This is a genomic window from Streptomyces sp. NPDC101166 (genome assembly GCF_044768125.1).
GTDB lineage: Bacteria > Actinomycetota > Actinomycetes > Streptomycetales > Streptomycetaceae > Streptomyces.
The window spans coordinates 258991-281312 of the sequence record NZ_JBIWPF010000005.1 but is presented as its reverse complement, the minus strand read 5'-3'; the positions used below and the strand labels follow the sequence as shown (position 1 = coordinate 281312).

Annotated in this window: 20 protein-coding genes and 6 tRNA genes; 9 read left to right on the top strand and 17 right to left on the bottom strand. The window is 72.4% G+C overall.

The window, feature by feature from the left end; genetic code table 11:
- Nucleotides 1-3: 3 nt before the first annotated feature.
- The 5 genes from ACIRS4_RS12210 to ACIRS4_RS12190 form a co-directional block, all read right to left on the bottom strand.
- Complete coding sequence (locus ACIRS4_RS12210) at nt 4-936, bottom strand: carbohydrate ABC transporter permease (protein WP_404193717.1); 933 nt, start codon at nt 934-936, stop codon at nt 4-6.
- Nucleotides 933-1940: a carbohydrate ABC transporter permease gene (locus ACIRS4_RS12205; RefSeq protein WP_404193714.1), complete on the bottom strand. Its 1008-nt coding sequence runs from the start codon at nt 1938-1940 to the stop codon at nt 933-935. The genes ACIRS4_RS12210 and ACIRS4_RS12205 overlap by 4 nt, the downstream gene beginning before the upstream one ends.
- Entirely contained in the window at nt 1940-3229 is a 1290-nt protein-coding gene (locus ACIRS4_RS12200; RefSeq protein WP_404193711.1) for an ABC transporter substrate-binding protein, read from the bottom strand. Before ACIRS4_RS12200 ends, ACIRS4_RS12205 begins: the two co-directional genes overlap by 1 nt.
- Before the next feature lie 1116 nt (nt 3230-4345).
- Nucleotides 4346-4417, bottom strand: a tRNA-Val gene (locus ACIRS4_RS12195).
- A gap of 75 nt (nt 4418-4492) precedes the next feature.
- The gene (locus ACIRS4_RS12190; RefSeq protein ID WP_404193708.1) at nt 4493-4951 is read right to left on the bottom strand and encodes a TIGR02611 family protein; all 459 of its coding nucleotides are present in this window, start codon (nt 4949-4951) and stop codon (nt 4493-4495) included.
- A gap of 191 nt (nt 4952-5142) precedes the next feature.
- Between ACIRS4_RS12190 and ACIRS4_RS12185 the strand changes: the two genes are divergently transcribed.
- Both ACIRS4_RS12185 and ACIRS4_RS12180 read left to right on the top strand, forming a co-directional pair.
- A complete protein-coding gene (locus tag ACIRS4_RS12185; RefSeq protein ID WP_004002642.1) occupies nt 5143-5556 on the top strand; it encodes an SsgA family sporulation/cell division regulator in 414 nt (137 codons plus the stop codon).
- 210 nt (nt 5557-5766) lie between these two features.
- Nucleotides 5767-6327 carry a CGNR zinc finger domain-containing protein gene (locus ACIRS4_RS12180; protein ID WP_404193705.1) on the top strand — a complete coding sequence of 187 codons (561 nt, stop codon included), beginning with the start codon at nt 5767-5769 and terminating at the stop codon, nt 6325-6327.
- A gap of 75 nt (nt 6328-6402) precedes the next feature.
- On the opposite strand, the gene ACIRS4_RS12175 is transcribed toward ACIRS4_RS12180, so the two are convergent.
- The gene (locus tag ACIRS4_RS12175) at nt 6403-6555 is read right to left on the bottom strand and encodes a hypothetical protein (protein WP_020128804.1); all 153 of its coding nucleotides are present in this window, start codon (nt 6553-6555) and stop codon (nt 6403-6405) included.
- A gap of 190 nt (nt 6556-6745) precedes the next feature.
- Nucleotides 6746-7186: a hypothetical protein gene (locus tag ACIRS4_RS12170; RefSeq protein WP_404193702.1), complete on the bottom strand. Its 441-nt coding sequence runs from the start codon at nt 7184-7186 to the stop codon at nt 6746-6748.
- Between the two features lie 272 nt (nt 7187-7458).
- On the opposite strand from ACIRS4_RS12170, the gene ACIRS4_RS12165 reads away from it, so the two are divergent.
- Entirely contained in the window at nt 7459-8016 is a 558-nt protein-coding gene (locus tag ACIRS4_RS12165) for a DsbA family protein (RefSeq protein ID WP_404193699.1), read from the top strand.
- Nucleotides 8017-8073: 57 nt separating this feature from the next.
- Here ACIRS4_RS12165 and ACIRS4_RS12160 read toward each other — a convergent pair whose 3' ends face one another.
- The 3 genes from ACIRS4_RS12160 to ACIRS4_RS12150 form a co-directional block, all read right to left on the bottom strand.
- Nucleotides 8074-8898 (bottom strand): GNAT family N-acetyltransferase, encoded by an 825-nt coding sequence (locus ACIRS4_RS12160; protein ID WP_404193696.1) that lies wholly within the window; start codon nt 8896-8898, stop codon nt 8074-8076.
- Nucleotides 8899-8995: 97 nt separating this feature from the next.
- The gene (locus ACIRS4_RS12155; RefSeq protein ID WP_404193693.1) at nt 8996-9817 is read right to left on the bottom strand and encodes an aminotransferase class IV; all 822 of its coding nucleotides are present in this window, start codon (nt 9815-9817) and stop codon (nt 8996-8998) included.
- Nucleotides 9818-9821: 4 nt separating this feature from the next.
- Nucleotides 9822-10895: a chorismate-binding protein gene (locus ACIRS4_RS12150; RefSeq protein ID WP_404193690.1), complete on the bottom strand. Its 1074-nt coding sequence runs from the start codon at nt 10893-10895 to the stop codon at nt 9822-9824.
- A 210-nt stretch (nt 10896-11105) separates the two neighbouring features.
- Between ACIRS4_RS12150 and ACIRS4_RS12145 the strand changes: the two genes are divergently transcribed.
- The 5 genes from ACIRS4_RS12145 to ACIRS4_RS12125 all read left to right on the top strand — a co-directional run bounded on the left by ACIRS4_RS12145 (nt 11106) and on the right by ACIRS4_RS12125 (nt 11559).
- Nucleotides 11106-11178: transfer RNA gene (locus ACIRS4_RS12145), tRNA-Gly, on the top strand.
- Nucleotides 11179-11217: 39 nt separating this feature from the next.
- Nucleotides 11218-11291 (top strand) — tRNA-Cys (locus tag ACIRS4_RS12140).
- Nucleotide 11292: 1 nt separating this feature from the next.
- A tRNA-Val gene (locus ACIRS4_RS12135) sits at nt 11293-11364 on the top strand.
- Nucleotides 11365-11382: 18 nt separating this feature from the next.
- A tRNA-Val gene (locus ACIRS4_RS12130) sits at nt 11383-11454 on the top strand.
- 33 nt (nt 11455-11487) lie between these two features.
- Nucleotides 11488-11559: transfer RNA gene (locus ACIRS4_RS12125), tRNA-Val, on the top strand.
- Nucleotides 11560-11616: 57 nt separating this feature from the next.
- Here ACIRS4_RS12125 and ACIRS4_RS12120 read toward each other — a convergent pair.
- From ACIRS4_RS12120 to ACIRS4_RS12105, 4 genes are all read right to left on the bottom strand, one after another.
- Nucleotides 11617-11916 carry a zf-TFIIB domain-containing protein gene (locus ACIRS4_RS12120; RefSeq protein WP_404193687.1) on the bottom strand — a complete coding sequence of 100 codons (300 nt, stop codon included), beginning with the start codon at nt 11914-11916 and terminating at the stop codon, nt 11617-11619.
- Nucleotides 11917-11995: 79 nt separating this feature from the next.
- Complete coding sequence (locus ACIRS4_RS12115) at nt 11996-12985, bottom strand: phosphotransferase family protein (RefSeq protein ID WP_404193684.1); 990 nt, start codon at nt 12983-12985, stop codon at nt 11996-11998.
- Nucleotides 12986-13578: 593 nt separating this feature from the next.
- Nucleotides 13579-13758 (bottom strand): hypothetical protein, encoded by a 180-nt coding sequence (locus tag ACIRS4_RS12110; RefSeq protein ID WP_358796835.1) that lies wholly within the window; start codon nt 13756-13758, stop codon nt 13579-13581.
- 199 nt (nt 13759-13957) lie between these two features.
- Nucleotides 13958-14233, bottom strand: a complete 276-nt coding sequence (locus tag ACIRS4_RS12105; RefSeq protein WP_404193681.1) for a hypothetical protein — start codon at nt 14231-14233, stop codon at nt 13958-13960.
- 196 nt (nt 14234-14429) lie between these two features.
- On the opposite strand from ACIRS4_RS12105, the gene ACIRS4_RS12100 reads away from it, so the two are divergent.
- Nucleotides 14430-15839 (top strand): protein kinase, encoded by a 1410-nt coding sequence (locus tag ACIRS4_RS12100; protein ID WP_404194034.1) that lies wholly within the window; start codon nt 14430-14432, stop codon nt 15837-15839.
- Nucleotides 15840-15891: 52 nt separating this feature from the next.
- On the opposite strand, the gene ACIRS4_RS12095 is transcribed toward ACIRS4_RS12100, so the two are convergent.
- From ACIRS4_RS12095 to cobT, 3 genes are all read right to left on the bottom strand, one after another.
- On the bottom strand, nt 15892-16710 hold the full coding sequence (locus tag ACIRS4_RS12095; protein ID WP_404193678.1) for a TrmH family RNA methyltransferase: 819 nt from the start codon (nt 16708-16710) through the stop codon (nt 15892-15894).
- 65 nt (nt 16711-16775) lie between these two features.
- On the bottom strand, nt 16776-18017 hold the full coding sequence (gene cobA / locus ACIRS4_RS12090; protein WP_404193675.1) for a uroporphyrinogen-III C-methyltransferase: 1242 nt from the start codon (nt 18015-18017) through the stop codon (nt 16776-16778).
- A 178-nt stretch (nt 18018-18195) separates the two neighbouring features.
- Nucleotides 18196-22182: a nicotinate-nucleotide--dimethylbenzimidazole phosphoribosyltransferase gene (cobT, locus tag ACIRS4_RS12085; protein ID WP_404193672.1), complete on the bottom strand. Its 3987-nt coding sequence runs from the start codon at nt 22180-22182 to the stop codon at nt 18196-18198.
- Nucleotides 22183-22322: the final 140 nt, after the last annotated feature.

The following is a 22322-nucleotide window of genomic DNA, read 5'->3' as shown; positions in this document are numbered from 1 at the left end:
GTCTCAGCCCTTCAGCCCGGACGTCGCCATGCCGTCGATGAGGTAGCGCTGGAAGGCCAGGAAGAAGGCCAGCACCGGCAGCAGGGCGACCAGCGACATGGCGATCATGCCGCCGTAGTCGGCGACGCCCTCCTGGTCCACGAACATCTTCAGCCCCAGGGAGACGGTGTACTTGTCGGGCTCGTTGAGGTAGATCAGCGGGCCCATGAAGTCGTTCCAGGCGTTGATGAAGGTGAAGATCGCGCTGGTGATCAGGGCCGGCCGGCACAGCGGGAGCACGATCGACCAGTAGATGCGCAGGTGTCCGCAGCCGTCGAGACGGGCCGCCTCGTCGAGCTCCTTGGGCAGGTTGCGCATGAACTGCATCATCAGGAACACGAAGAACGCGTCCGTGGCCAGGTACTTCCCCAGCAGCAGCGGGGTGTACGAGTTGATCATCTCCATGTTGCGGAACAGCACGTACTGCGGGATCAGCAGGACGTGGTAGGGCAGCAGGAGGGTGCCGATCATCAGGGTGAACAGCACGTTGCGGCCGGCGAACCTGATCCGCGAGAAGGCGTACGCCGTCAGCGAGCACGACAGCAGGATCCCGGCCACCGAGCCGACGGCGAGGGTGAGCGAGTTGAGGAAGAACGTGGAGATCGAGATGTCCGCGATGCCCTCGGTGAGCCGCGTGTAGTTCGAGGTGATCGGTGAGCCCGGGAAGAGATCCAGGCTGCCGACGATGTCCTCGCTCTTCTTGAACGAGCCGCCGACGACCCAGAGCACGGGATAGAGGATCACCGCGAGGACGGCGAGGGCGCCCAGATGCCAGGCGAGCGAGCCGGGCAGCTTGCGGCGCACGGCGCCCGCGCCGCCGGACCGGGCCGGGGGGACCTCCTTGACCGGTGGGGGCGCCCCCGGGCCGAGCGAAGTCGAGAGATCGGGGGAGCTCATCGGGCGCCCTCCTCGTAGTGCACCCAGCGCTTCTGGGACCAGAACAGCACCGCCGTCACCAGGGCGACCGCGACGAGCAGCATCCAGGCCATGGCGGAGGCCAGGCCCATCCGGCTGTTCTCGAAGCCCTGGACGTACAGATAACAGGTGTAGACCATCGAACCGTCCGCGGGTCCGCAGGCGTTGCTTCCGGCGCCGCCGCCGACGATGTACGCCGAACTGAAGATCTGGAAGGAGTGGATCGTCTCCAGCAGGACGTTGAAGAAGAGGACCGGCGAGATCATCGGCAGGGTGATGTTCCAGAACCGCCGCCATGAGCCGGCCCCGTCCACCTCGGCCGCCTCGTACAGCTCGCGCGGGACCTGCTTGAGGCCGGCGAGGAAGATGACCATGGGGGCGCCGAACTGCCAGACGGTGAGCGCCACCAGGCTGTAGATGACCATGTCGGGATCGCCGGCCCAGCCGCCGACGTCCATCCCGAACAGCTTCTGCGTACGGTCGACGATCGCGTCGTCCGAGAAGATCGCCTTCCAGACGATCGCCACCGAGACGCTGGCCCCGATCAGCGAGGGCGCGTAGAAGGCGGCCCGGTAGAAGGCCTGCCCCCGCCGCTTCTGCGCCAGGAGCAGCGCCACGCCCAGCGCGGCGAGCAGCTTCAGCGGCGTGCCCACGACGACGTACCAGAGCGTCACCTGCACCGAGTGGCGCCAGCGCGGGTCCTCGAACATGGTGGTGAAGTTGTCGAGGCCGACCCACTCGGGCGCGTCGAACAGGTTGTAGTCGGTGAAGGCGAAGTAGAGCGAGGCGGCCATCGGCCCTGCCGTGAGCAGCAGGAACCCGGCGATCCAGGGGGACATGAAGAGATAGCCGGCCAGGTTCTCCCGGCGCCGCCGCCGCTTGAGGGCGGCGGGGCGCTCGGGGCTCACCGGACCGTGCCGCGGCTCGGAAGGCTTGTCCTCGGACACGCCTTCCATCGCAGGGGCGTGTGTCACGGTGGTTCCCATCAGCCGGCGAGAGCCGTCTTCGACTCGGTGAAGAACTGCTTGACGGCGTCGTCCACCGACCGCTTACCGAGGGCCATCTCCTCGGCGATGCGCAGGAAGGCGGACTCGCAGATGTCGGCGCCGTTCGGGTGCGGGGTGATGGGCTCCAGGACGCCCGTCTCGACGAGGGACGTCTCGTAGGCGGCGATCGTCTTGTTGACCTCGTCGGTCGGCTTGAACGCGTCGAACTGGGCCTGGGTCGCGGGCACACCGCGGTCGTAGCCCATGATCTTGGCGACCTCGGGGTCGTGCACCATGAAGGAGATGAACTGGGCCACCTCCTTGGGGTGCTTGGTGCGCTTGGAGGCGCTGAGCATGAGGGAGCCGAGGTACTGACCGGTCTTCTTGCCGTCGGTGGTGGGGATGGGCGCCAGTCCGTACTCGCTCTTGCCCTCGGAGGTGTAACGGACGGTGAAGTTGTCCCAGGTGAACTCACCGGCGGCGAGTTCTCCGGCGACCGCCGACTTGGGCTTGATCTGGGCGACCTTCTTGGGGTCGGCGTAGCTCCCGTCCTCGACGCTCTTCTCGGCCTTCGCCCACCAGGCCTTCAGATCCGCCTCGGTGAAGCCGAGTCCGCTCTCGGCGAAGAAGGCCTTGCCGTTCTGGCGGAGGTACAGGTCGTAGAGGTACATCACGCCGTACATGCCGCTGTCGCCGGCGCGGCCCGCCTTGTCGCGGATCTTCTTCATCGCCGCGTCGAAGTCGTTCCAGGTCCAGCCCTGCTCCGGCTTGACGCCCGCCTTGGTGTAGACGTGCTTGTCGATCACCAGGGCCATCGAGTTGGAGCCGACCGGGACGCCGAGGAGCTTGCCGTCGATCTCGCCGAACTTCTCCAGGCCGGCCCGGAAGCCGTCCATGGCGAGATTGCCGGCCTTGACCTGCTCGCTCAGATCGAGCAGCACGTTCTTGGCGTCGTATTTCCGCAGGAAACCAATGGCGTTCTGGAAAACGTCAGGCGGATTGCCGCCGGAGGCCTGGGTGTTGAACTTCTTCCAGAAGTCGGTGTACGGCTGGAAGTCCGTTTTCACCTTGATCTTCGGATACTTCTTCTCGAAGAGCGCGATGGTCTTGTTGATGCGCTGGGCCCGGTCCTCCGAACCCCACCACGCATAACGGATCGTCACCGTCCCGTCCGAGGAGGTCCCGCTGTCCCCGCCGCACCCCGTGGTCGCCGCCAGGCCCAGTGTGGCCGCCGTCGCCCCTGCGGCCTTGAGGATCGTTCGTCTGCCAACATCCGTGCTGGTTCCCACAGTCGGGCCCTCCCCGCGGCGTCGTCGCCATCCATGAATCGTTTCAAGAAAGCGCTTGCTGGCACAAGGTACGAGGGAGCTGAGAGAGCGTCAATGATTCGGACAGAATTTCCTCGCGGGCGGGGAGGCGGGATGCGGTGGTGACGCGCGGGGGTCGCACGTGTCAGCTGCGTGGTGAAGCGTGTGGTGGCCGCCGCGTGGCCGCTCCCGTCAGCCGGGCGGGCGGCCGGGAGCCGGGCGGCCGGGGCCGTCGACGCAGTGGAATGCGGCGGGGGCGGCTGGGAGCACGCGTGGACGACGGACGTCGGTGGCAGGTCGGGGCGCGTCCCGAGCACGTGACGGCGACTCGCGGCCAGGGTGCACCACTGGCACGCGGCGGCGACTCGTGACCAGCGCACATCCCAGGCACACGGCAGCCACTCGCGACGGACACGCGACGGCAACTCGCGACCAGGGCACACACCGGGCACACGACAGCGACTCGCGACCAGGGCACACACCGGACACGCGACAGCGACTCGCGACCAGGGCACACACCGGACACGCGACAGCGACTCGCGGTCAGGACGCGCCCCGAACGCACAACGGCAACTCGTGACCAGCGCACATCCCGGACGCACAACGGCGACTCGTGATCAGCGCACATCCCAGGCGCACGACGGCGACTCGCGACCAGGGTGCACCTCGGGCACCACGGCGGCCGCGGCCAGCGCACATCCCGGGCGCGCGACGGCGACTCGTGGTCACGCCGACTCCGGCGGGCCAGCGTCCGAGTGATCGCGGGTGGACGGCCGCTCGGGGCTCCGTGCAGGGCTACGGCGGTCGCGGCGCCCGAGGCGTCGAGGTCTTGGGCTCCCGGCAGTCGAGGCGGGGTCCGTCCGACGGGCCGGGGCCAGCTGCTTCGCCCTGCCCGGGGCCGCCCGGCGCGGGCGGGACACGCCTGGCGATCGGGCCCGGCGGTGCGGTCCTGCCGGGCCGGAGACCGCGTCGCCTCCGACATCGCCGCCCCGACGGGTCCGGAACCCTCGTCGCGCGGCAGCGGCCCCGTCACGCCGCTCACGGACACGACGACGGCCCGTCCGCGATGTGTCGTCGCAGACGGGCCGTCGTGCCGGGTGGGCGATACTGGGTTCGAACCAGTGACCTCTTCGGTGTGAACGAAGCGCTCTCCCACTGAGCTAATCGCCCGGGCGCATGGAGAACATTACCCCATGTCAAAGGGTGGCCGTGACCGTCCGCCGCGCGGGCGGAGCGGTCGGCCGGTCACTGGTCCTTGATCTTCCACGGCATCTCGAAACCGAACTTCCACACGTAGAAGCCCAGGATGGCGCCGATGACCGCGAGGCCGATCGAGGTCAGGATGATGTTGCGCTTGCGGACCTTGGGGTCCAGGGCACGCTGGGCCGCCTCGGTGACCTTGCGCTTGGTCCAGCGCAGGACCAACTGGGCCCAGACGAACTCGGTCGCCCAGATCGCCATGCCGCCGAAGATCACGACCCAGCCCGGTCCGGGCAGCGGGAGCATGATGATGCCGGCGATCACGACCGCCAGGCCGACGATGAAGATCCCGACCTGCCAGCTCAGGTGCAGCACACGGCGGGCCTTGACGAACTCGGGCGCCCGTGAGCCGAGGCCCTGCTCGGCCTCGGTCCGCGCCTCGCCCGACCTGGCGTCGTCCGCCGTCATGGCGACCTCACCCGGCCCGCCACTCCCCGTATTCATACGACCAAACCCTACCCGAGAGATTCCGGTCACCGTAATGGTGGTACTTCGCGAACGTTCCCTCGGCCGGAAGAGTTACGTAAACGCACGCAAAACACTCAGAGGGGTTTACAACGGCACCGTAGGTGGCATGTCGATTTCGCCGACGTGCGAATCCCCGAGCGCACACTGAGCGAAAGGCCCTGGCGCTTATGAACACCACGGTCAGCTGCGAGCTGCACCTGCGCCTCGTTGTGTCGAGCGAGTCCTCCCTGCCTGTCCCCGCAGGCCTGCGGTACGACACGGCCGACCCCTACGCCGTGCACGCCACCTTCCACACCGGAGCCGAGGAGACCGTCGAGTGGGTGTTCGCCCGCGACCTCCTCGCGGAGGGCCTGCACCGGCCCACGGGCACCGGCGACGTCCGCGTCTGGCCGTCGCGCAGTCACGGTCAGGGCGTCGTCTGCATCGCCCTGAGCTCCCCCGAGGGGGAGGCCCTGCTCGAGGCCCCGGCGCGGGCCCTGGAATCCTTCCTGAAGCGAACCGACGCGGCCGTGCCTCCCGGCACGGAGCACCGTCACTTCGACCTCGACCAGGAGCTCTCGCACATCCTGGCGGAAAGCTAGGACGGGGCTCCCGCAGAGCTGCCCGACGCCGTCCACTCGGGGAGACGGCTCGGGCCAGGACAACCGCATAGGGCAAGCGCCGACGCCGCGCCTCGGGTATCCCGTGGTGCGGCGCCGGCGTGCGCGGCAGGGCCACCCCGCCGGGCCGAGCGGCTACCATCGGCCAGCATCGGCGGGCGCCCGCCCGTCCCCCAGGCCAGGGAGCGAAACGTGCTGATCACCCACGACACCCGGTGCGCCCTCGACGCCGTGGTGGATCTGGTGAACACCGCGCCGGAGGACGACGTCGTCCCGGACGGGCTGCCGGACCTGGCCGCCCTCACGGATTTCGTGGACAAGCACGAGATCAGCGATGTGGGCGTGCTGTCCGAGTTCGACCTCTCAGCGGTGCGCAAGGTCCGGGGGCGGTTGGCGAAGGTGTTCGCGGCGCCGGACGCCCGCGCCGCCGCAGGACTCATCAACGAGCTCGTCGCCGCCGCGGGCACCACCCCGCACCTCACCGACCACGACGGCTACGACTGGCATGTGCACTACTTCGCGCCGGGCGCCTCGATCGCGGACCACCTGGCCGCCGACTGCGGAATGGCGCTCGCGTTCTTCGTGGTGGCCGGCGAGCGGGAACGCCTGCGCCGCTGCGAGGCCCCCGACTGCCGGCGTGCCTTCGTGGACCTCTCCCGCAACCGCTCCCGGCGGTACTGCGACAGCCGCACCTGCGGCAACCGCCTCCACGTCGCCGCCTACCGTGCGCGCCGCAAAGAAGCGGCCGGCTGACCCTCGGGGGGAAGCTTGCGGGCCGTCGATGCCGACGCGGCCCCGGCGGGTGACGCCGGGGACCGCGGGTACGGCTCACAGCAGCAGCAGGTCGTGCAGCGAAGCCATGAGCAGCAGACACCCGATCACCGCAAGGAAGATCATCAGCGGTGGCTGGGAAAGGGCGAAGAGGCATCCGCGCGGCTCGTCCTGCGGCGGCGCGGCGTCGCTCTGTGTCGTGTCCAGCATCTCGCGGGCGATGATGACGCAGGCCGCGCCGTGGATGCGATCAACACGCTCGAAGTGAGCGGGTGTTCGCCAATTCCGCGATCTCTGTTTCCGGGCGTGATCACTTACGCGCGGGTGCGGTCCGACTGTGTCGTTTCGGTCGCCGGCGCGTCGGTCCGCCGCTTCGGCGACCCGTGCGCCGGCGACCGCTTCATATGCCGTGCTTCTTGAGGATGGCCTCGATGTCGCTGAAGTCGTCCGTGGCGGTCGCGCGGGGTGCGGCGGCGGGCCGGGCGGCCGGGCGGGCCTGCCCAAGGGAGGGCGCCGAGACGGCCGGGGCCACGGCCTCGCCCCGCGCGGCACGCGCCGCCGCCTTGCGCTCCTTGCGGGTGCCTCCGCGGCGGCGCTCCACGGCGCGCGTCGTCATGAACAGGGCCCAGGCCACGCCGAGCAGACCGAAGCCCAGCCAGGCGGTCGGGCTGAAGGCGGTGCCGGCGACCCATTCGACGACTCCGGTCAGCACCAGGCCGAGCGGAACGAGGGCGTAGGCCGCCATACGGGCGGCCGTCAGGTATCGCCTGCGGTAGGCCGTGACCGCGGCGATGCCCAGGCCGGCCGCGGCGACGGCGGAACAGACGGTTTCGGCGATCATCCGGTCCTCCAGACGCGGCACAACAGGGCAGGGTCGAATCGGCTGGCGTCGCGGGCAGCGCGGCGCTTCGTCCTTCCATCCTGCACCTGCGCGAGGTCGCCGGGCCATGTCTCGGCCGGACATCAGGGACATCTCCGGGTCCCCTCCTCCACAGGTGCCGGTCCGGGGCGGGTGGCTCCCGGGTACTACGGGGTGTCTCCGGCCCGGGGACGGGGGCAGGTACGGGGTGGTCCGGATTGGGGTGGTGCGGGGCGGGCTGGGAGACTGGAGCCATGAGCGACTCCTCCCCCGCCGCGTCGGTGTCCGCCGACGCGTCGACGTCCCCCTCCGCCCGTCCCGCCGTCGTCCTAGACGTGTGGTGCGAGTTGCAGTGCCCGGACTGCCGCAGCGCCCTCGGCGACCTCCGCCTCCTGCGAGAGCGCTACGGCGACCGGCTGGAACTGCGGCTGCGGCACTTCCCGCTGGAGAAGCACAAGCACTCCTTCGCCGCCGCGCAGGCCGCCGAGGAGGCCGTGGAGCAGGGCAAGGCGTGGGAGTACGTCGAGGCGGTCCTCGGCCGGGTCGAGGAACTGGACCGTGAGGGTGAGCCCTTCCTGGTCGACACCGCCCGGGAACTGGGCCTGGACGCCGAGGAGTTCGACACCGCGCTCATCGACGGCCGGCACATCCTGATCGTCGACGCCGACCAGGCCGAGGGCAAGGCGATCGGCGTCACGGGCACCCCGACGTACGTCATCGGCGGGGAGCGCCTCGACGGCGGCAAGAGCCAGGAGGGGCTGCGCGAGCGCGTCGAGGAGATCGCGGACCGGCTGCTGGCCGAGCGGGAGTGAGGCTGCCGGAGCTCCCTGGGGCGCGGAGCTCCCTGGGGCGCGGCGTCCCAGGGCTTCTCAGAGCAGGCTCTTGTACATCGAGTAGCCGACCGGGAGGTATCCCAGCGACTCGTAGAGCCGTTCGGCGGGAGTGTTGTCCGCGAAGACGTTGAGGCCGATGACCCGCTTGCCGGCGGTGATCGCCTGCGCCTCGGCCAGCAGCATCAGCGAGCGGCCGTGGCCCCGGCCGCGGAAGGCCTCGTCGGTCTCGACGTCGTACACGTAGGCCCGGTCCTCGTGGATGCCGAGCCACAGGAAGCCGACGCGGACGCCGTCGTGTTCCAGGACGCTGATCCGCATGTCCTCGGTGTCCCGGCCGTCCGGCAGGAGACGCTCGGTGTCGCGCTCCGACCTGGCCCGGGCCTCGTCCGGCGGGACGCCGCGGCTGATCCAGTCCGAGGCGTACTCGGTGACGCCGCGCGCCCGCCACGGCCCGAACTCGGCCTCGGTCAGGGGCCTGGCCTCGCTGCCCGGGGGCAGTCGGGGGGCCACGGCGTCGAGTGGTTTCGCCAGGCCGCGGTTGCGGTGGACGTATCCGAGGGCGGTGGCCAGGCGCAGGGCGGCGTCGGCCCCGGCCGGCACCCGGATCTCGATCCCCCGGCAGCCCCAGCCGCGCGCGACCTCCTCGGCGGCGAGCGCGGCGACCGTGCCCCGGCCGCGCCCGCGATCGGGCTCGTCGACGCGCAGGTCGTCCACACGGGCGACGGCCGGCCCGAAGTCGGGGTGGGTGGACAGGTGGACCGCGCCGACCGGGCGGCCGTTCACGCACACCTGGTAGCGGCGGGACAACGCCCCGTCGGCGGCGCGCTGGAGCGGCTCGGTCGGCCGCAGAGTCGTGGTCATCAGGGGGTTTCTACCCGCCTCACGGGCCGAAGTCAGCCTGTTTTCCCCGGCTCTTACGGCTTTCCGGCCCTCAAGGGGAGCCCTGAAGGGGCGGGGCTCACGGGTCGAGGTCGTCGGCCGCCCGCTCGTCGAAGACACGCATGGCCTTGGCGGTCACCGGCCCTGGCGCGCCCGGCAGTTCACGGTCGTCGACGCGGTGCACGGCCTGGACGTCACGCAGAGTGGAGGTCAGGAAGACCTCGTCGGCGCGCTCCAGGACGTCCAGCGGCAGGTCGCTCTCCCGCGCTCCGGTCCACTCGACGGCCAGCGCGCGGGTGATGCCCGCGAGGCAGCCCGAGGCGAGCGGCGGGGTGTGGATCTCTCCGTCCAGGACGACGAACACGTTCGACCCGGTGCCCTCGCAGAGCCGGCCGACGGTGTTGCCGAACAGCGCCTCGGACGCGCCGTCGCGGTGCGCGTGGGCCAGGGCGACGACGTTCTCGGCGTACGAGGTGGTCTTCAGGCCGGTGAGGGCCCCGCGCTCGTTGCGGGTCCACGGGACGGTGATCACGGCCGTGGAGTCGGGGCGGCGGGTGGTCTCGCCGAGGGCGACGACGAGGGTCGGGCCGTGATCGCCGCGGTCGGAGCCGAGGGGCCCCTGGCCGCCGGTGTAGGTGATGCGCAGGCGGCCGAGCGGCATCGGGTTGGCTTCGAGGACGGCGGCGCAGGCGCGGCGGACCTCGTCGAGGTCGGGGTCGGGCAGGCCGAGGCCGCGCGCGGAGCGGGTCAGCCGGTCGAGGTGCCTGGTCAGCGCGAACGTGGCGCCGTTGCTCGCCTTCACCGTCTCGAAGACGCCGTCGCCCACGGTCAGTCCGTGGTCGAGGACGGAGACGCGGGCGGACTCGAACTCCTGCAGACCGCCGTCCAGCCAAAGCTTCACTGCTCTACCTCACCATGTTCGTCCCGGGGGCGTCGCACGACGGAACGCCTGCGTCCGTCGTGTACGTCCCCGACGCTATCGCGAGCAGCCGGGACGCCTTCAGTTCGGTCTCCGCCCACTCCGCCTCGGGGTCGGAGCCCCAGGTGATGCCGGCGCCGGTGCCGAAGCGGAGCGCTCCCTCGGCGCGGTCGATCCAGAAGGTGCGGATGCCGACGGCCAGTTCGCCCGTGCCCCGGTCGGCGTCGACCCACCCGATGCCGCCGCAGTAGGGGCCGCGGGGCGCGGTCTCCAGCGCCTCGATGATGCGCAGGGCGCTGGACTTGGGGGCGCCGGTCACCGAGCCGGGCGGGAAGGCCGCGTCGAGCAGTTCGGTCCAGCCGGCCCCTTCGCACAGCTCGCCGCGGACCGTCGAGACGAGGTGGACGAGGCCGGGGTGCTTCTCCACGGCGCACAGGTCGGGGACGGTGACGCTGCCGGTGGCGCAGACGCGGCCGATGTCGTTGCGGACGAGGTCCACGATCATCACGTTCTCGGCGTGGTCCTTCTCGAGGAGGTCGGCCTCGGTGCGTCCGGTGCCCTTGATGGGCCCGGACTCCACGGTCCGCCCCTGGCGGCGCAGGAAGAGTTCGGGTGAGGCGGTGGCGATCTCCACGCCGTGCCCGGGGAGGCGGACGGTCCCGGCGTACGGCGCGGGGTTGCCGCGGGCGAGCAGCGCGGTCAGCGCGTCCACGTCGGCGCCGGGCGGGACGGGGGCGGACAGGACGCGGCAGAGGTTCGCCTGGTATACGTCGCCGGCCGCGATGTGCTCGCGGATCCGGCGCACTCCGGCGGTGTACGCGGCGCGGTCGAGGGACGACGTCCAGTCACCGGCGGCGGGGCCGCGCCACTGCCCCGCTGTCGGCGTGGGCACCGGCGCCACCCGCACGTCCGCGAAGCGGGCGCAGGTCAGACGGCCTTCGAAGTCGGCGCAGACGGCCCAGAAACCGGTGGAGTCCAGGGCCGCCGGGTCGTCGGTGACGTCGAGGAGGCCGGTGGCGACGCGGTCGCCGAATCGGGCGAGGGGTGGCAGTTCGGGCACGGTGTCGAGTTTAGGGCGGGCATCCGGGGGACGGTCGGCGGCAGCGGGGGCGCGCACTCCGGTCGTCGTTGCGGGACGCGCCGTTGGGGCCTGAGCAGGTGTTCGGTCGGACTCAGCGCAGCACGCTGCACAAACGCGTTTTTGTGCTGGCCCAGGAATCCGCTAGAGTTCAACACGTCGCCGGGACGCGAGAGCGCACCGAAACGACAGGCGGACGTAGCTCAGTTGGTAGAGCGCAACCTTGCCAAGGTTGAGGTCGCGAGTTCGAACCTCGTCGTCCGCTCGAAGGACAGTAGGGATCTTCCCGGTCCCCTACACTCCTGGTGGAGTGGCCGAGAGGCGAGGCAACGGCCTGCAAAGCCGTCTACACGGGTTCAAATCCCGTCTCCACCTCCAAGGACGATTAGCTCAGCGGGAGAGCGCTTCCCTGACACGGAAGAGGTCACTGGTTCAATCCCAGTATCGTCCACTGGATCTTCGGATCCCCGCGCGATTAGCTCAGCGGGAGAGCGCTTCCCTGACACGGAAGAGGTCACTGGTTCAATCCCAGTATCGCGCACGCAGTGCCACGGCCCGTGGGTCGTGTTCCCGAGGACGATTAGCTCAGCGGGAGAGCGCTTCCCTGACACGGAAGAGGTCACTGGTTCAATCCCAGTATCGTCCACACCCCGGAAACCCCCGGCCGTCTCCACGGCCGGGGGTTTCCCCGTGTGCGGGCCGGTCAGCTGGAGAAGAGCATGTGACCGAAGCTCTTGTGGCGCTGGTGGCCGTAGTGACCGCCGTGACCCCCATGGCCACCGTGCGGGGCGCCCCAGGCGGGGGCGTGCGGGGCCTGCGCCGGGTAGGCCTGGGGGGCGGCCGGGGGCGGCGGCGCCGGCTGGGACCACTGGGACTCCAGCCGGGTGAGCGCCTCCAGCTCGCCGTAGTCCAGGAAGATCCCGCGGCAGTTCGCGCACTGCTCGATCTGGACGCCGTTGCGGTTGTACGTGTGCATCGGGGCGTGACACTTCGGACACTGCATGTCGGCTCAACTCCTCGCCGGTCGGTCCTGCTTCGCCTATCGCCAGGACAGACTCTGTCCGGCTGCGGTCGGTTGCACCCTACTTCGCCGAGCTTGACGGCAACTGGTCAGGTACGGAACCGGATCCGGCGGGCGCGTCGGCCGGCTGGGCCGGTACCGAGGCCATGCGGGCACAGGCGTCGACGAGGGACTCCTCGACCTCGTCGAGGGGGCGGTCGTGTGCGATCGCCTTGGTCAGTGCTCGGGCGGCGGTCTGGACGGTGAGGGCGCGGGCCGGGACGTCGAGCGCGGGCCAGGGGTCGCCGTCGGCGGGGACCGCGGGACCGCGCGCCGTGCGGTAGGCCGTGAGGAAGCGGGTCCATTCCTCCGGGGGGAGCAGGCCGCAGGCGTACCAGGCGGCGGGGCGGGCGAGGTCCCAGGCGGGGACGCCGGTGCCCAGGTCGTCGACGTCGATGAGATGCCAGGGGCCGTCGGGGGCGGGGTGGCGGACGAGCTGGCCCAGGTGGAGGTCGCCGTGGCAGAGGGTGGTGGTGTCGGGCATGGGGGTCGTCGCGCGGGCCCAGGCGGGCAGGGCGGTCCAGGCGCGGAGGACGGGGGCGGCGGCGGGGTGCGGGGCGGTGGCGGTCGCGTCGCGGAGGCGGATGACGGCCCGGGCGGCCTTGGCCGGGCCGCGCATCGGCGGGAGGGCGTGGGGGGCGGGGGTGCGGTGCAGGTGGGCGAGGAGGGTGGCGGCCTCCTCCCAGGGGGCGGCGTCCGGTGTGTCCGGGTCCACGGGGGCGCCGTAGGGCCAGAACGTGACGAGGCGGTCGTGCAGGGGCGCGGGGGCGGGGGTGAGTGGTGGGAGGAGGAGGTGCGGGAGGCGGGAGGCGGCGGCCAGGCGGGGGGTGAGGTCGGCGGCGGTGACGCCGGGAGCGTGGGCCTTGGCGACGGTGCCGGCGTGGCGCACCACGGTGGCGTCGGTTCGGTCCGCGAGGGTGGCTGCGCCGCAGGGGCAGCGACTCGAGGTGCGGGAGTGAGCTTCGACTGCGGCGAGTCGAGTGAGCGCACTGAGCAGCGGGGTGACGGCCACGGGGCTCCCTGAACGACGGACGTCTGCCACCCAAGTATCTGCCGGGTCCCGTCGTGGTCGACCGCGGGTCCGTCTCGGCTGATCGCGCAGTTCCCCGCGCCCCCAGGCAGGCCGGACGAACGCTCGCGCAGCCGGGCACGACCCGCGAGAGACGCCCCTGGGCCGGCCGGATGGACGCTCGTGCTGACGCGCGCGGCGGGGAGGGGGCGGGGTGGGGGTGTCCGCCCGCAGCGGCCGGCGTCAGTCACCGGGCGCCGATGAAGCAGAAGCCACCGCCGGACCGAGGACGGACACCCCCACCCCGCCCCCGACTCACCTACCGAACCGAACGCGCTAGACCCGCCCCCACCGCCGAAACGGGCCGCCGCAGGCACTCAGGGGCGCGGGGAACTGCGCAAAACCCCAGCCCCCACCGAAGCCGCACCCAACAACCGCACAACCGCACAACCGCACAACCGCCGGAGGCAAAAGCAATGCCGGCGCAGCTCCCCAGCTGCGCCGGCATTATTGCCGTCCGCCGTACCCCCGTCCCCACGGGGTTTCATGGGTGGATGTCCCCGCCCGGACCGCTCTTCCGGGCCTGGGGTCGCCGCTCAGCGCCCCAGCATCACGCCCACGGACGACGCTTGTGTGGCCACCGTCTCCCAGCCGTCGAAGACGACCAGGAGCAGTGCGGCCAGGGGGAGGGCCATGAGCGTCGCCACCAGGGGGTGGCGGCGGCCCGTGCGGCGGGGTCGGGTGCGCAGGTGCGTCCGCGGTGCCGTGTGGGCCATGGTCCCTCTCCTGAACCGTTCTCCGTTGTGGTTGGCAGCGGCGGGCGTCTGACCTCGGGGGACGAGTGCTGCACCCGCCGCTTGACCTCAAATCTAGGCGTGCGGCGACCGCCGCACGTCATGCCCTCGTACCGATTGACGGGCCTCCCGGAGGATGAGCCATGACCTGCGGCGTACTCCCCTGGGTGGAGACGCGGGCCTACGACTCGGGGTCTTCCCGGAGGGGCTGCCCACTACGCGCCGGTATTTCCGAGCTGTCCTCGCGCGGGACGGGCTGCTCGACCAGCGCGAGGACCCGGTTCGCCATGAAGCGGGCGGTACGGACGACGGCGCCGTTTCGGGTGACTTCGCTCACTTCCACCACCCCTCGGCGCACCGCCGTCTCCACCCGGCGGCCCGCTCTGCTCGCCACCACCTCGTACGTCCGCGTCGTGTCGCCGGCGTCGACGACTATCTCCACTCGATCACCCTTCACGGGTTCAATCCCCCTTCTGTGACAGGTGGTTGAGGCCACAGGGGCGACAACGCGCCCCTGTTCGCAGGCCCCCTGAGCACCTCTCAAGTGTCCCATCCGGCACTGACAATCGATCGGAGCGAGAGGGCGCGGCCTCTGCGCGCGGACGGCTGTGGAAACGTAAGCTGTGCCACGTCACACGGACCGGGCAGCGGGGATGAACATGGCGATGATGCGCCTGAGGCGCGAGGACCCGCGCGTCGTCGGCTCGTTCAAGCTTCACCGACGACTCGGCGCGGGCGGGATGGGCGTCGTCTACCTGGGCTCCGACAAGAAGGGGCAGCGGGTCGCGTTGAAGGTCATCCGGCCCGACCTCGCGGAGGACCAGGAGTTCCGGTCGCGGTTCGCGCGGGAGGTGTCGGCGGCGCGGCGGATCCGGGGCGGGTGCACGGCCCGGCTGGTCGCGGCGGATCTGGACGCCGACCGGCCGTGGTTCGCCACGCAGTACGTGCCCGGCCCCTCCCTCCATGACAAGGTCAACGACGAGGGGCCGCTCGGGGCCGCCGAACTCGCGGCGATCGGGGCCTCGCTGTCGGAGGGGCTCGTCGCGGTCCACGAGGCCGGGGTCGTGCACCGGGACCTGAAGCCCTCGAACATCCTGCTCTCCCCCAAGGGTCCGCGGATCATCGACTTCGGCATCGCCTGGGCGACGGGCGCCTCGACGCTGACGCACGTCGGCACCGCAGTCGGCTCCCCCGGCTTCCTCGCGCCCGAGCAGGTGCGGGGCGCGATGGTCACCCCGGCCACCGACGTGTTCTCGCTCGGGGCCACGCTCGCGTACGCCTCGACCGCCGACTCCCCTTTCGGGCACGGCAGTTCCGAGGTGATGCTGTACCGGGTGGTGCACGAGGAGCCCCATCTGCACGGCGTTCCCGACGCACTGGCGCCGCTGATCCGCGCCTGCCTCGCCAAGGACCCCGAGGAGCGGCCGAGCACGCTGGACCTCTCCCTGCGGCTGAAGGAGATCGCGGCGCGGGAGGCGCAGGGCATGGCCGACGCGCGGCCCCCGGCGCCCCGGGCCGCCGAGGCCGACCGGCCGACGGGACGGCTGACGGACAGCAGCTATCCGGACCGTGCGGGGCGGCAGCCGGGCACCCCCGCGCCCCGGGGCGGGGCCCCGGCCTCGCGCGGCCCGGCGCCCTCCCGCGGAGGGACGCCGTCGCGCGGGGGGGCGTCCTCGCGCGGCGGAAGCGCCCCGCGCGGCGGCGTCTCGCACTCGCGGCCGGGCGCCCGGCCCACCCCCGCTCCCCGGAACACCCCGGCGAAGCGCAACAGCAGGCCCGGCAGCGGCAGTCGGCCCGCGCCGCGCAACGGCCGGCCCGGGGCGAGACCCACGGGGACCGGGCGGCGACCGGCCAACCCCCGGTTGCTGCGACAGCGGTTGTTCGTGTTCGTCGTCGTGACCCTGCTCGTGGCCCTCGGCATCGCCCTCGTACAGGGCTGCCAGGGACCGGCCCGGGGACTCGGCGGCGACGGCGTCGTACGGCATCAGTCGCAGACGCAGCGGCCGCCGACGTGGGCCGAGGGCCCCGAGGTCGGCGGGCGCGTCGAGGACGGCTCCTACTAGGGCGTGTTTCGAAAGTCCCGTCTGGCTCGCGGGAGCGGGCGAGACCGGAGTTCTACACGAGCGGGCGGCCCGTGGCCACCGCGTAGAAGGCCACCGCTGCCGCCGCGCCCACGTTGAGGGAGTCGACTCCGTGGGACATGGGGATGCGGACCCATTCGTCGGCGGCTACCAGGGCCTGGGTGGACAGGCCGTCGCCCTCCGCGCCGAGCATGAGGGCGACGCGGTCCATGGTGTGCGGCGCCGCCTCGTCGAGGCTGCGGGCCTTCTCGTCCGGGGTGAGGGCGAGCAGGGTGAAGCCCGCCTCGCGGACCGAGTCCAGGCCCTTGGGCCAGGTGTCGAGACGGGCGTACGGCACGGAGAACACCGCGCCCATGGACACCTTCACGCTGCGGCGGTAGAGCGGGTCGGCGCAGTCCGGGGAGAGCAGCACCGCGTCCATGCCGAGGGCCGCCGCCGAGCGGAAGATGGCGCCGATGTTGGTGTGGTCGTTCACCGATTCCATGATCACGACCCGGCGGGCGGTCCGCAGCAGTTCGGCCGCCGTGGGCAGCGGCTTGCGCTGCATGGAGGCGAGCGCGCCGCGGTGGACGTGGTAGCCGGTGACGCGCTCGGCGAGTTCGGGGCTGACGGCGTAGACGGGGGCGGGGAGTTCGTCGATGACGTCGCGCATGACGTCGACCCACTTGGCGGAGAGCAGCATCGAGCGCATCTCGTAGCCGGCTTCCTTGGCCCGTCTGATGACCTTCTCGCCCTCGGCGATGAACAGGCCCTCGGCCGGCTCACGCCTGCGGCGCAGTTCGACGTCGGTCAGGCCGGTGTAGTCGCGCAGGCGCGGGTCGGCGGGGTCCTCGACGGTGATGAGATCGGCCACAGGGGTGATACTGCCTTGTCCTGGGTGTGGTGCCAACGGCTCGGTACAGGTTCTGTTACCCGGGGTTACGCCCGGGTGGGGTCCGGCTGCGGGCCGACGGCGACGACCGGGCCGATCACGATGACCGCCGGCGGCTTCACGTCCTCTGCGCGGACCCGCTCGGCGACCGTCGCGAGGGTCGCGTCGACGCGGCGCTGGGCCGCCGTGGTGCCCTCCTGGACCAGGGCGACCGGGGTGTCGGCCGACTTGCCGTGGGCGACGAGCGCCTCGGCGATCTTCCCGATCTTGTCGACGCCCATGAGGATCACGAGCGTGCCGGTCAGCTTGGCGAGGGAGGCCCAGTCGACGAGGGAGCGCTCGTCGTCGGGGGCGACATGGCCGCTGACGACGGTGAACTCGTGGGCGACACCGCGGTGGGTGACCGGGATGCCGGCCGCGCCCGGCACCGAGATGGAGCTGGAGATGCCGGGGACGACCGTGCAGGGGATGCCCGCCTCGGCGAGCGCCTGGAGCTCCTCCATGCCCCGGCCGAAGACGTAGGGGTCGCCGCCCTTGAGGCGCACGACCGCCTTGCCCTGCTTGGCGTGCTCGATCAGCGCGTTGTTGATCGCCTCCTGGGCCATGAAGCGGCCGTAGGGGATCTTCGCCGCGTCGATCACCTCGACGTGGGAGGGGAGCTCGGCGAGGAGGTCGCGCGGGCCCAGACGGTCGGCGATGACGACGTCCGCCTCGGCGAGGAGGCGACGGCCGCGGACGGTGATCAGGTCCGGGTCTCCGGGGCCGCCGCCGACGAGCCAGACGCCGGCGGTGCGGGTGCGGTGGTGGGGGGCGACCAGGGTGCCGTCGTGCAGGCCCTCGACGACCGCGTCGCGGATGGCCGCGGTGCGGCGCGGGTCGCGGTCGCGCGCGTCCGTGGTGAGGACGGCGACGGTGACGCCAGCGCTGTGGCCGGTGGCCGGGGTCCAGGCGGTCGCCGCGTCGGCGTCGTCGGAGCGCACGCACCACACGCGGTGCGCCTCCCCTTCGGCGGAGGCCTGGGCGTTGGCCTGCGGGTCGCTGGTGGCGATCAGGGCGTACCAGGCGTCGGTGAGGTCGCCCTCGGCGTAGCGGCGGCGGTGCCAGGTGAGCTCGCCCGCGTCCGCCATGGCTTCCACGGAGGGGGTGGCGGACGGCGAGACGAGGTGGATGTCCGCGCCGGCCGCGATGAGGGCGGGGAGGCGGCGCTGGGCCACCTGGCCGCCGCCGAGGACGACGACCCTGCGGCCGGCGAGGCGGAGGCCTACGGGGTAGGCGGGGTTTTGGGCCATGAGGTGCGGCTCCTCGAACAGGCGGTTGTTCAGTGGGCGCACTGCGGCTTCGGAGCGGCCCTGACGTGCGGATTTTAAGCGCACGTCCGGAGGGTGGGCGGGGCGGGTGGGGTGTTTCCTCCCCCGTCCCGCCCCTTTCCGAGGCCGGGGCTCTGCCCTCGGGCCCCCGGCGAGTGGACTACTTCTCGGTCACCCCTGCCGAATCGAACGTCGCCACCTCGTGCATCGCTCTGGCCGTGCTCTGGACCAGCGGGAGTGCGAGGAGGGCGCCGGTGCCCTCGCCGAGGCGGAGGTCGAGGTCGACCAGGGGGCGCAGGCCGAGCTTGTTGAGGGCGGCGACATGCCCCGGTTCGGCGCTGCGGTGGCCGGCGATGCAGGCCGCGAGGACCTCGGGGGCGATGGCCCGGGCGACCAGGGCGGCGGCGCCGGCGCTGACGCCGTCCAGGATCACCGGCGTGCGCAGGGAGGCGCCGCCCAGCAGGAGGCCGACCATCGCCGCGTGCTCGAAGCCGCCGATCGCCGCGAGGACGCCGACGGGGTCGGCGGGGTCCGGCTGGTGGAGTTCCAGGGCGCGGCGGACGACCTCGGTCTTGCGGGCGAGGGTCTCGTCGTTGATGCCGGTGCCGCGACCGGTGACCTCGGCCGGGTCGGCGCCGGTGAAGACCGAGATGAGCGCGGCGGACGCGGTGGTGTTGGCGATGCCCATCTCACCGGTGAGCAGCGCCTTGTTGCCGGCCGCGACCAGGTCGCGGGCCGTCTCGATGCCCACCTCGATGGCCTGCTTGGCCTCCTCGCGGGTCATCGCGGGGCCGGTGGTCATGTCGGAGGTGCCCGCGCGGATCTTGCGGGGCAGCAGACCGGGAGTGGCGGGCAGGTCGGTCGCCACGCCGACGTCCACGACGCACACCTCGGCGCCCACCTGGGTCGCGAAGGCGTTGCAGACCGCGCCGCCGCCGAGGAAGTTGGCGACCATCTGGGCCGTCACCTCCTGCGGCCAGGGGGTGACGCCCTGCGCGTGCACGCCGTGGTCGCCGGCGAAGATCGCGACGGCCGCGGGCTCGGGGATGGGCGGCGGGCACTGGCGTGACAGACCGGACAGCTGGGCGGAGATGATCTCCAGCATGCCGAGCGCGCCGGCCGGCTTGGTCATCCTCTTCTGCCGCTCCCACGCCTCGCCGAGCGCCTTGGCGTCCAGCGGGCGGACGCTGGCGACGGTCTCCGCGAGCAGGTCGTGCGGGTCCGCGCCGGGCAGCGCGCGACGGCCGTACGTCTCCTCGTGGACGACCCACGACAGCGGGCGGCGCTTGGCCCAGCCGGCCTGCATCAGCTCGGGCTCCTCCGGGAACTCGTCGACGTATCCCACGCACAGGTACGCGACGACTTCCAGGTGTTCGGGCAGGTCCAGCGCGCGGACCATCTCGCGCTCGTCGAAGAAGCTGACCCAGCCGACGCCGAGGCCTTCGGCGCGGGCGGCGAGCCAGAGGTTCTCCACCGCGAGCGCGGAGGAGTACGGGGCCATCTGCGGCTGGGTGTGGCGGCCCAGGGTGTGCCGGCCGCCGCGGGTCGGGTCGGCGGTGACGACGATGTTCACCGGGGTGTCGAGGATGGCCTCGATCTTCAGTTCCTTGAACTGCTTCGCCCGGCCCTTGGGCAGCGACTTCGCGTACGCCTCGCGCTGACGCTGGGCCAGTTCGTGCATGGCCCGGCGGGTGTCGGCGGAGCGGATGACGACGAAGTCCCAGGGCTGCGAGTGGCCGACGGACGGCGCCGTGTGCGCGGCCTCCAGGACGCGCAGCAGCACCTCGTGCGGGATGGGGTCGCTGCGGAAGCCGTTGCGGATGTCACGGCGTTCGCGGATGACCTTCAGCACGGCCTCGCGCTCGGCGTCCCCGTACGCGGGCGCGGGGGGGCCGGCGGGGCGACGGAGCTCTTCGACGGTCTGAGCGCCCGCGTGCTCCTGATCGTTCGGCTCGGCCGGCTCGTTGGGTGCGACCTGCTCGTTCGGTGCGACCTGCGCGTGCGGCTCGGTCAGCTCGTGCGGCTCGGTCAGCTCGTGCGGCTCGGTCAGCTCGTGCGGCTCGGTCAGCTCGTCCTGGTCGGCGGCCATGGTGTCCAGGTCGTCCGGGTTCTGTGCGACGTTCGGGTCGGGCTCTTGGTCCATCTGCGGCTCCGCTTCCGGAGTGGCCGGGGCGGGGTCGGCCTCGGCCGCGCGGGGTGCGGGGACCACCACTGCGGGGGGCTCGGCCACGGGGTGGGGCATCTGCTCCGCCACCGGCTCCGGTACGTGGGGGGTCTCGGTCTCCGCATCCGCCTCGGCGGACGGGAAGTCGCCCTGAGGCTGGGACGATCGGGGCTCCACAGCGTCCACGGCGTGAGACACCTGGTCCGCGATCTGGTCGGCGGGGGCAGGCGCCGACTCCGGGTGCTCCACGCCGTCCGGGCCCTGGGGGTGCGTCTGCTCCGCTGCCGCGGCGGGCTTCGGGTAGAGCGTGTCGAGCGCCGAGGGCGCTGCGACGGGGGCCTCGGGCTGCGCGTCGACGACCGCTTCGGATGCGGGAGGGACCGCTTCCGGGACGGGGGCGACCGCTTCCTGCTCAGGCTCGACCGGTTCAGGAGCGGGCTCGACCGCCTCGGGCTGCTCGGAAACGACGGCCGGCTCGGCTTCCCGGGCGGCAGCCTCGGGAGCCTGGTCCGGTTCGGGGGCGGCCTCGTCGGTCTGCGGCGCGGGCTCGACGGGAGCCGCCGAGACGTCGGACGCCTGGGGCACGTCGGATGCCTGGGGCACGTCGGATGCCTGGGGCACGTCGGACGCCTGGGGCACATCGGACGCCTGGGGCACATCGGTTGCCGGCACGTCAGGCGCTTGCAGGTCGGGCGTCTGTGCCGCCTCCGGTGCGGCGACGACGGGTTCGGGGGCGCTTTCGGGGGCGGGAGCCGGGGCCTCTTCGGCGGCCTCCGCCGCGGGCGGGTCGACGACCGCCTCGGGCTCTTCGGCGACCGGGACGGCGGGGGCCGCCGGAACTTCGACGCCTTCCGGAGCCTCCGGAGCGACCGCAGGCTCCGCCTCGGGAACCTCAGCGGCCTCCACGGGTGCGGCCGGGACCGGCTCGGCCTGCTGCGCGACCTGCGCGTCGGGGACGGGCTCCTCGGCGGGCGCGCTCCCGGGGGCCTCGACGGCCTCCGCGGCCGCCCTGTCGACCACGTCCACCGCCGGCGCCGCCGCGACCTCGGTCTCCGGCGCGGGCTGGGCAGCGGACACGGACTCCGGCTCGGCCACGGGCACGGGTTCGGACGCCGCCTCCGGAGCAGCCTCGGACGCCGGCATCTCGACGGGGGGCGACGCGGGAGCCGGAACCGAGACGGCCGAGGTGACCCCGGCGTCCTCGAACTGCTCCGCCTCGGCCGGGACCTGAGCGGCCTCGGTCACACCGGTCGCGGTGACACCGGCGTGCACCGGCTCCGCCTCCTGCGGAGCACCGGCGTGCACGGTCTGCGCAGCGGTCTGCCCAGCCTCCTGCGGAGCACCGGACGCCGCGACCGCCTCCGTGGCGATCCGGGCCACGACCGCCTGGGCCACACCCCCCGGTCCGGGCTGCGCGGGAGACGGGGCCGCCTCGGCGGGGGCCGGCACGGAAGCGACCGGCGCCTGGGCGACGGCCTGCGCCGCGACCTGCGCGCCCCACGGCGCCGCGCCCTGCGGGGGCGTCGCGTGCTGGGGGGCGGCGTCGAGGTACTCGGGGCCGGGCGCGGGCGCGGCCGGGTGGCGGGCGGGCGCGCCCGCGGGGCCGCGGTCGGCCAGGGAGCGGACCGGGCCCGCGAAGGCGTCGGGGATGGGCGGGCCGAGGTGCAGAGGGCGGCGCGGCGCGGCCGGGGCCGGCGTCGGGCCCGGGAGGCGGACCGCGCTGAGGTCGACCGAGCCGCTGTCACGGCCGGACATCTCGTGCGGGCCGGGCTCGTGCACGGTCTCGACCACCGGCTCGGGCGCGGGCGGCGCCACCTCGTTGCCCCATGCGCTCTGGGCGCCCGGCAGCAGCAACAGGTCTTCGTCCTCGGCGGTGGTCTCGGAGAGGTAGGCGTACGCGCCGGACGTGGAGACGCCCGGCTGCTCTGCCGTGTCTGCGCTCTCCGGCAGTCCCTCGCCCGGGACCTGGCCGGTGTCGGTCATGCGTACCCCTCGCCCATCGGTTAGTGCTCCTACGACCAGCTCACCCGGAACGGCGCACCGACCGCCCCGCAGTGAAGAACGAGCGTCCACGCCCAGCGGCACGAACGACCCGCCCGAAAAAGACGACAAAGCCATTCAGT

Coding starts and splice junctions, on each gene's coding strand:
- ACIRS4_RS12100 (WP_404194034.1), top strand. CDS start 14,430: ATGAACATGGCGATGATGCGCCTGAGGCGCGAGGACCCGCGCGTCGTC.
- ACIRS4_RS12120 (WP_404193687.1), bottom strand. CDS start 11,916: ATGCAGTGTCCGAAGTGTCACGCCCCGATGCACACGTACAACCGCAAC.
- cobT (WP_404193672.1), bottom strand. CDS start 22,182: ATGACCGACACCGGCCAGGTCCCGGGCGAGGGACTGCCGGAGAGCGCA.
- ACIRS4_RS12165 (WP_404193699.1), top strand. CDS start 7,459: ATGAGCGACTCCTCCCCCGCCGCGTCGGTGTCCGCCGACGCGTCGACG.
- ACIRS4_RS12160 (WP_404193696.1), bottom strand. CDS start 8,898: ATGACCACGACTCTGCGGCCGACCGAGCCGCTCCAGCGCGCCGCCGAC.
- ACIRS4_RS12175 (WP_020128804.1), bottom strand. CDS start 6,555: ATGCTGGACACGACACAGAGCGACGCCGCGCCGCCGCAGGACGAGCCG.
- ACIRS4_RS12190 (WP_404193708.1), bottom strand. CDS start 4,951: ATGAATACGGGGAGTGGCGGGCCGGGTGAGGTCGCCATGACGGCGGAC.
- ACIRS4_RS12185 (WP_004002642.1), top strand. CDS start 5,143: ATGAACACCACGGTCAGCTGCGAGCTGCACCTGCGCCTCGTTGTGTCG.
- ACIRS4_RS12205 (WP_404193714.1), bottom strand. CDS start 1,940: ATGGGAACCACCGTGACACACGCCCCTGCGATGGAAGGCGTGTCCGAG.
- cobA (WP_404193675.1), bottom strand. CDS start 18,017: ATGGCCCAAAACCCCGCCTACCCCGTAGGCCTCCGCCTCGCCGGCCGC.
- ACIRS4_RS12170 (WP_404193702.1), bottom strand. CDS start 7,186: ATGATCGCCGAAACCGTCTGTTCCGCCGTCGCCGCGGCCGGCCTGGGC.
- ACIRS4_RS12110 (WP_358796835.1), bottom strand. CDS start 13,758: ATGGCCCACACGGCACCGCGGACGCACCTGCGCACCCGACCCCGCCGC.
- ACIRS4_RS12210 (WP_404193717.1), bottom strand. CDS start 936: ATGAGCTCCCCCGATCTCTCGACTTCGCTCGGCCCGGGGGCGCCCCCA.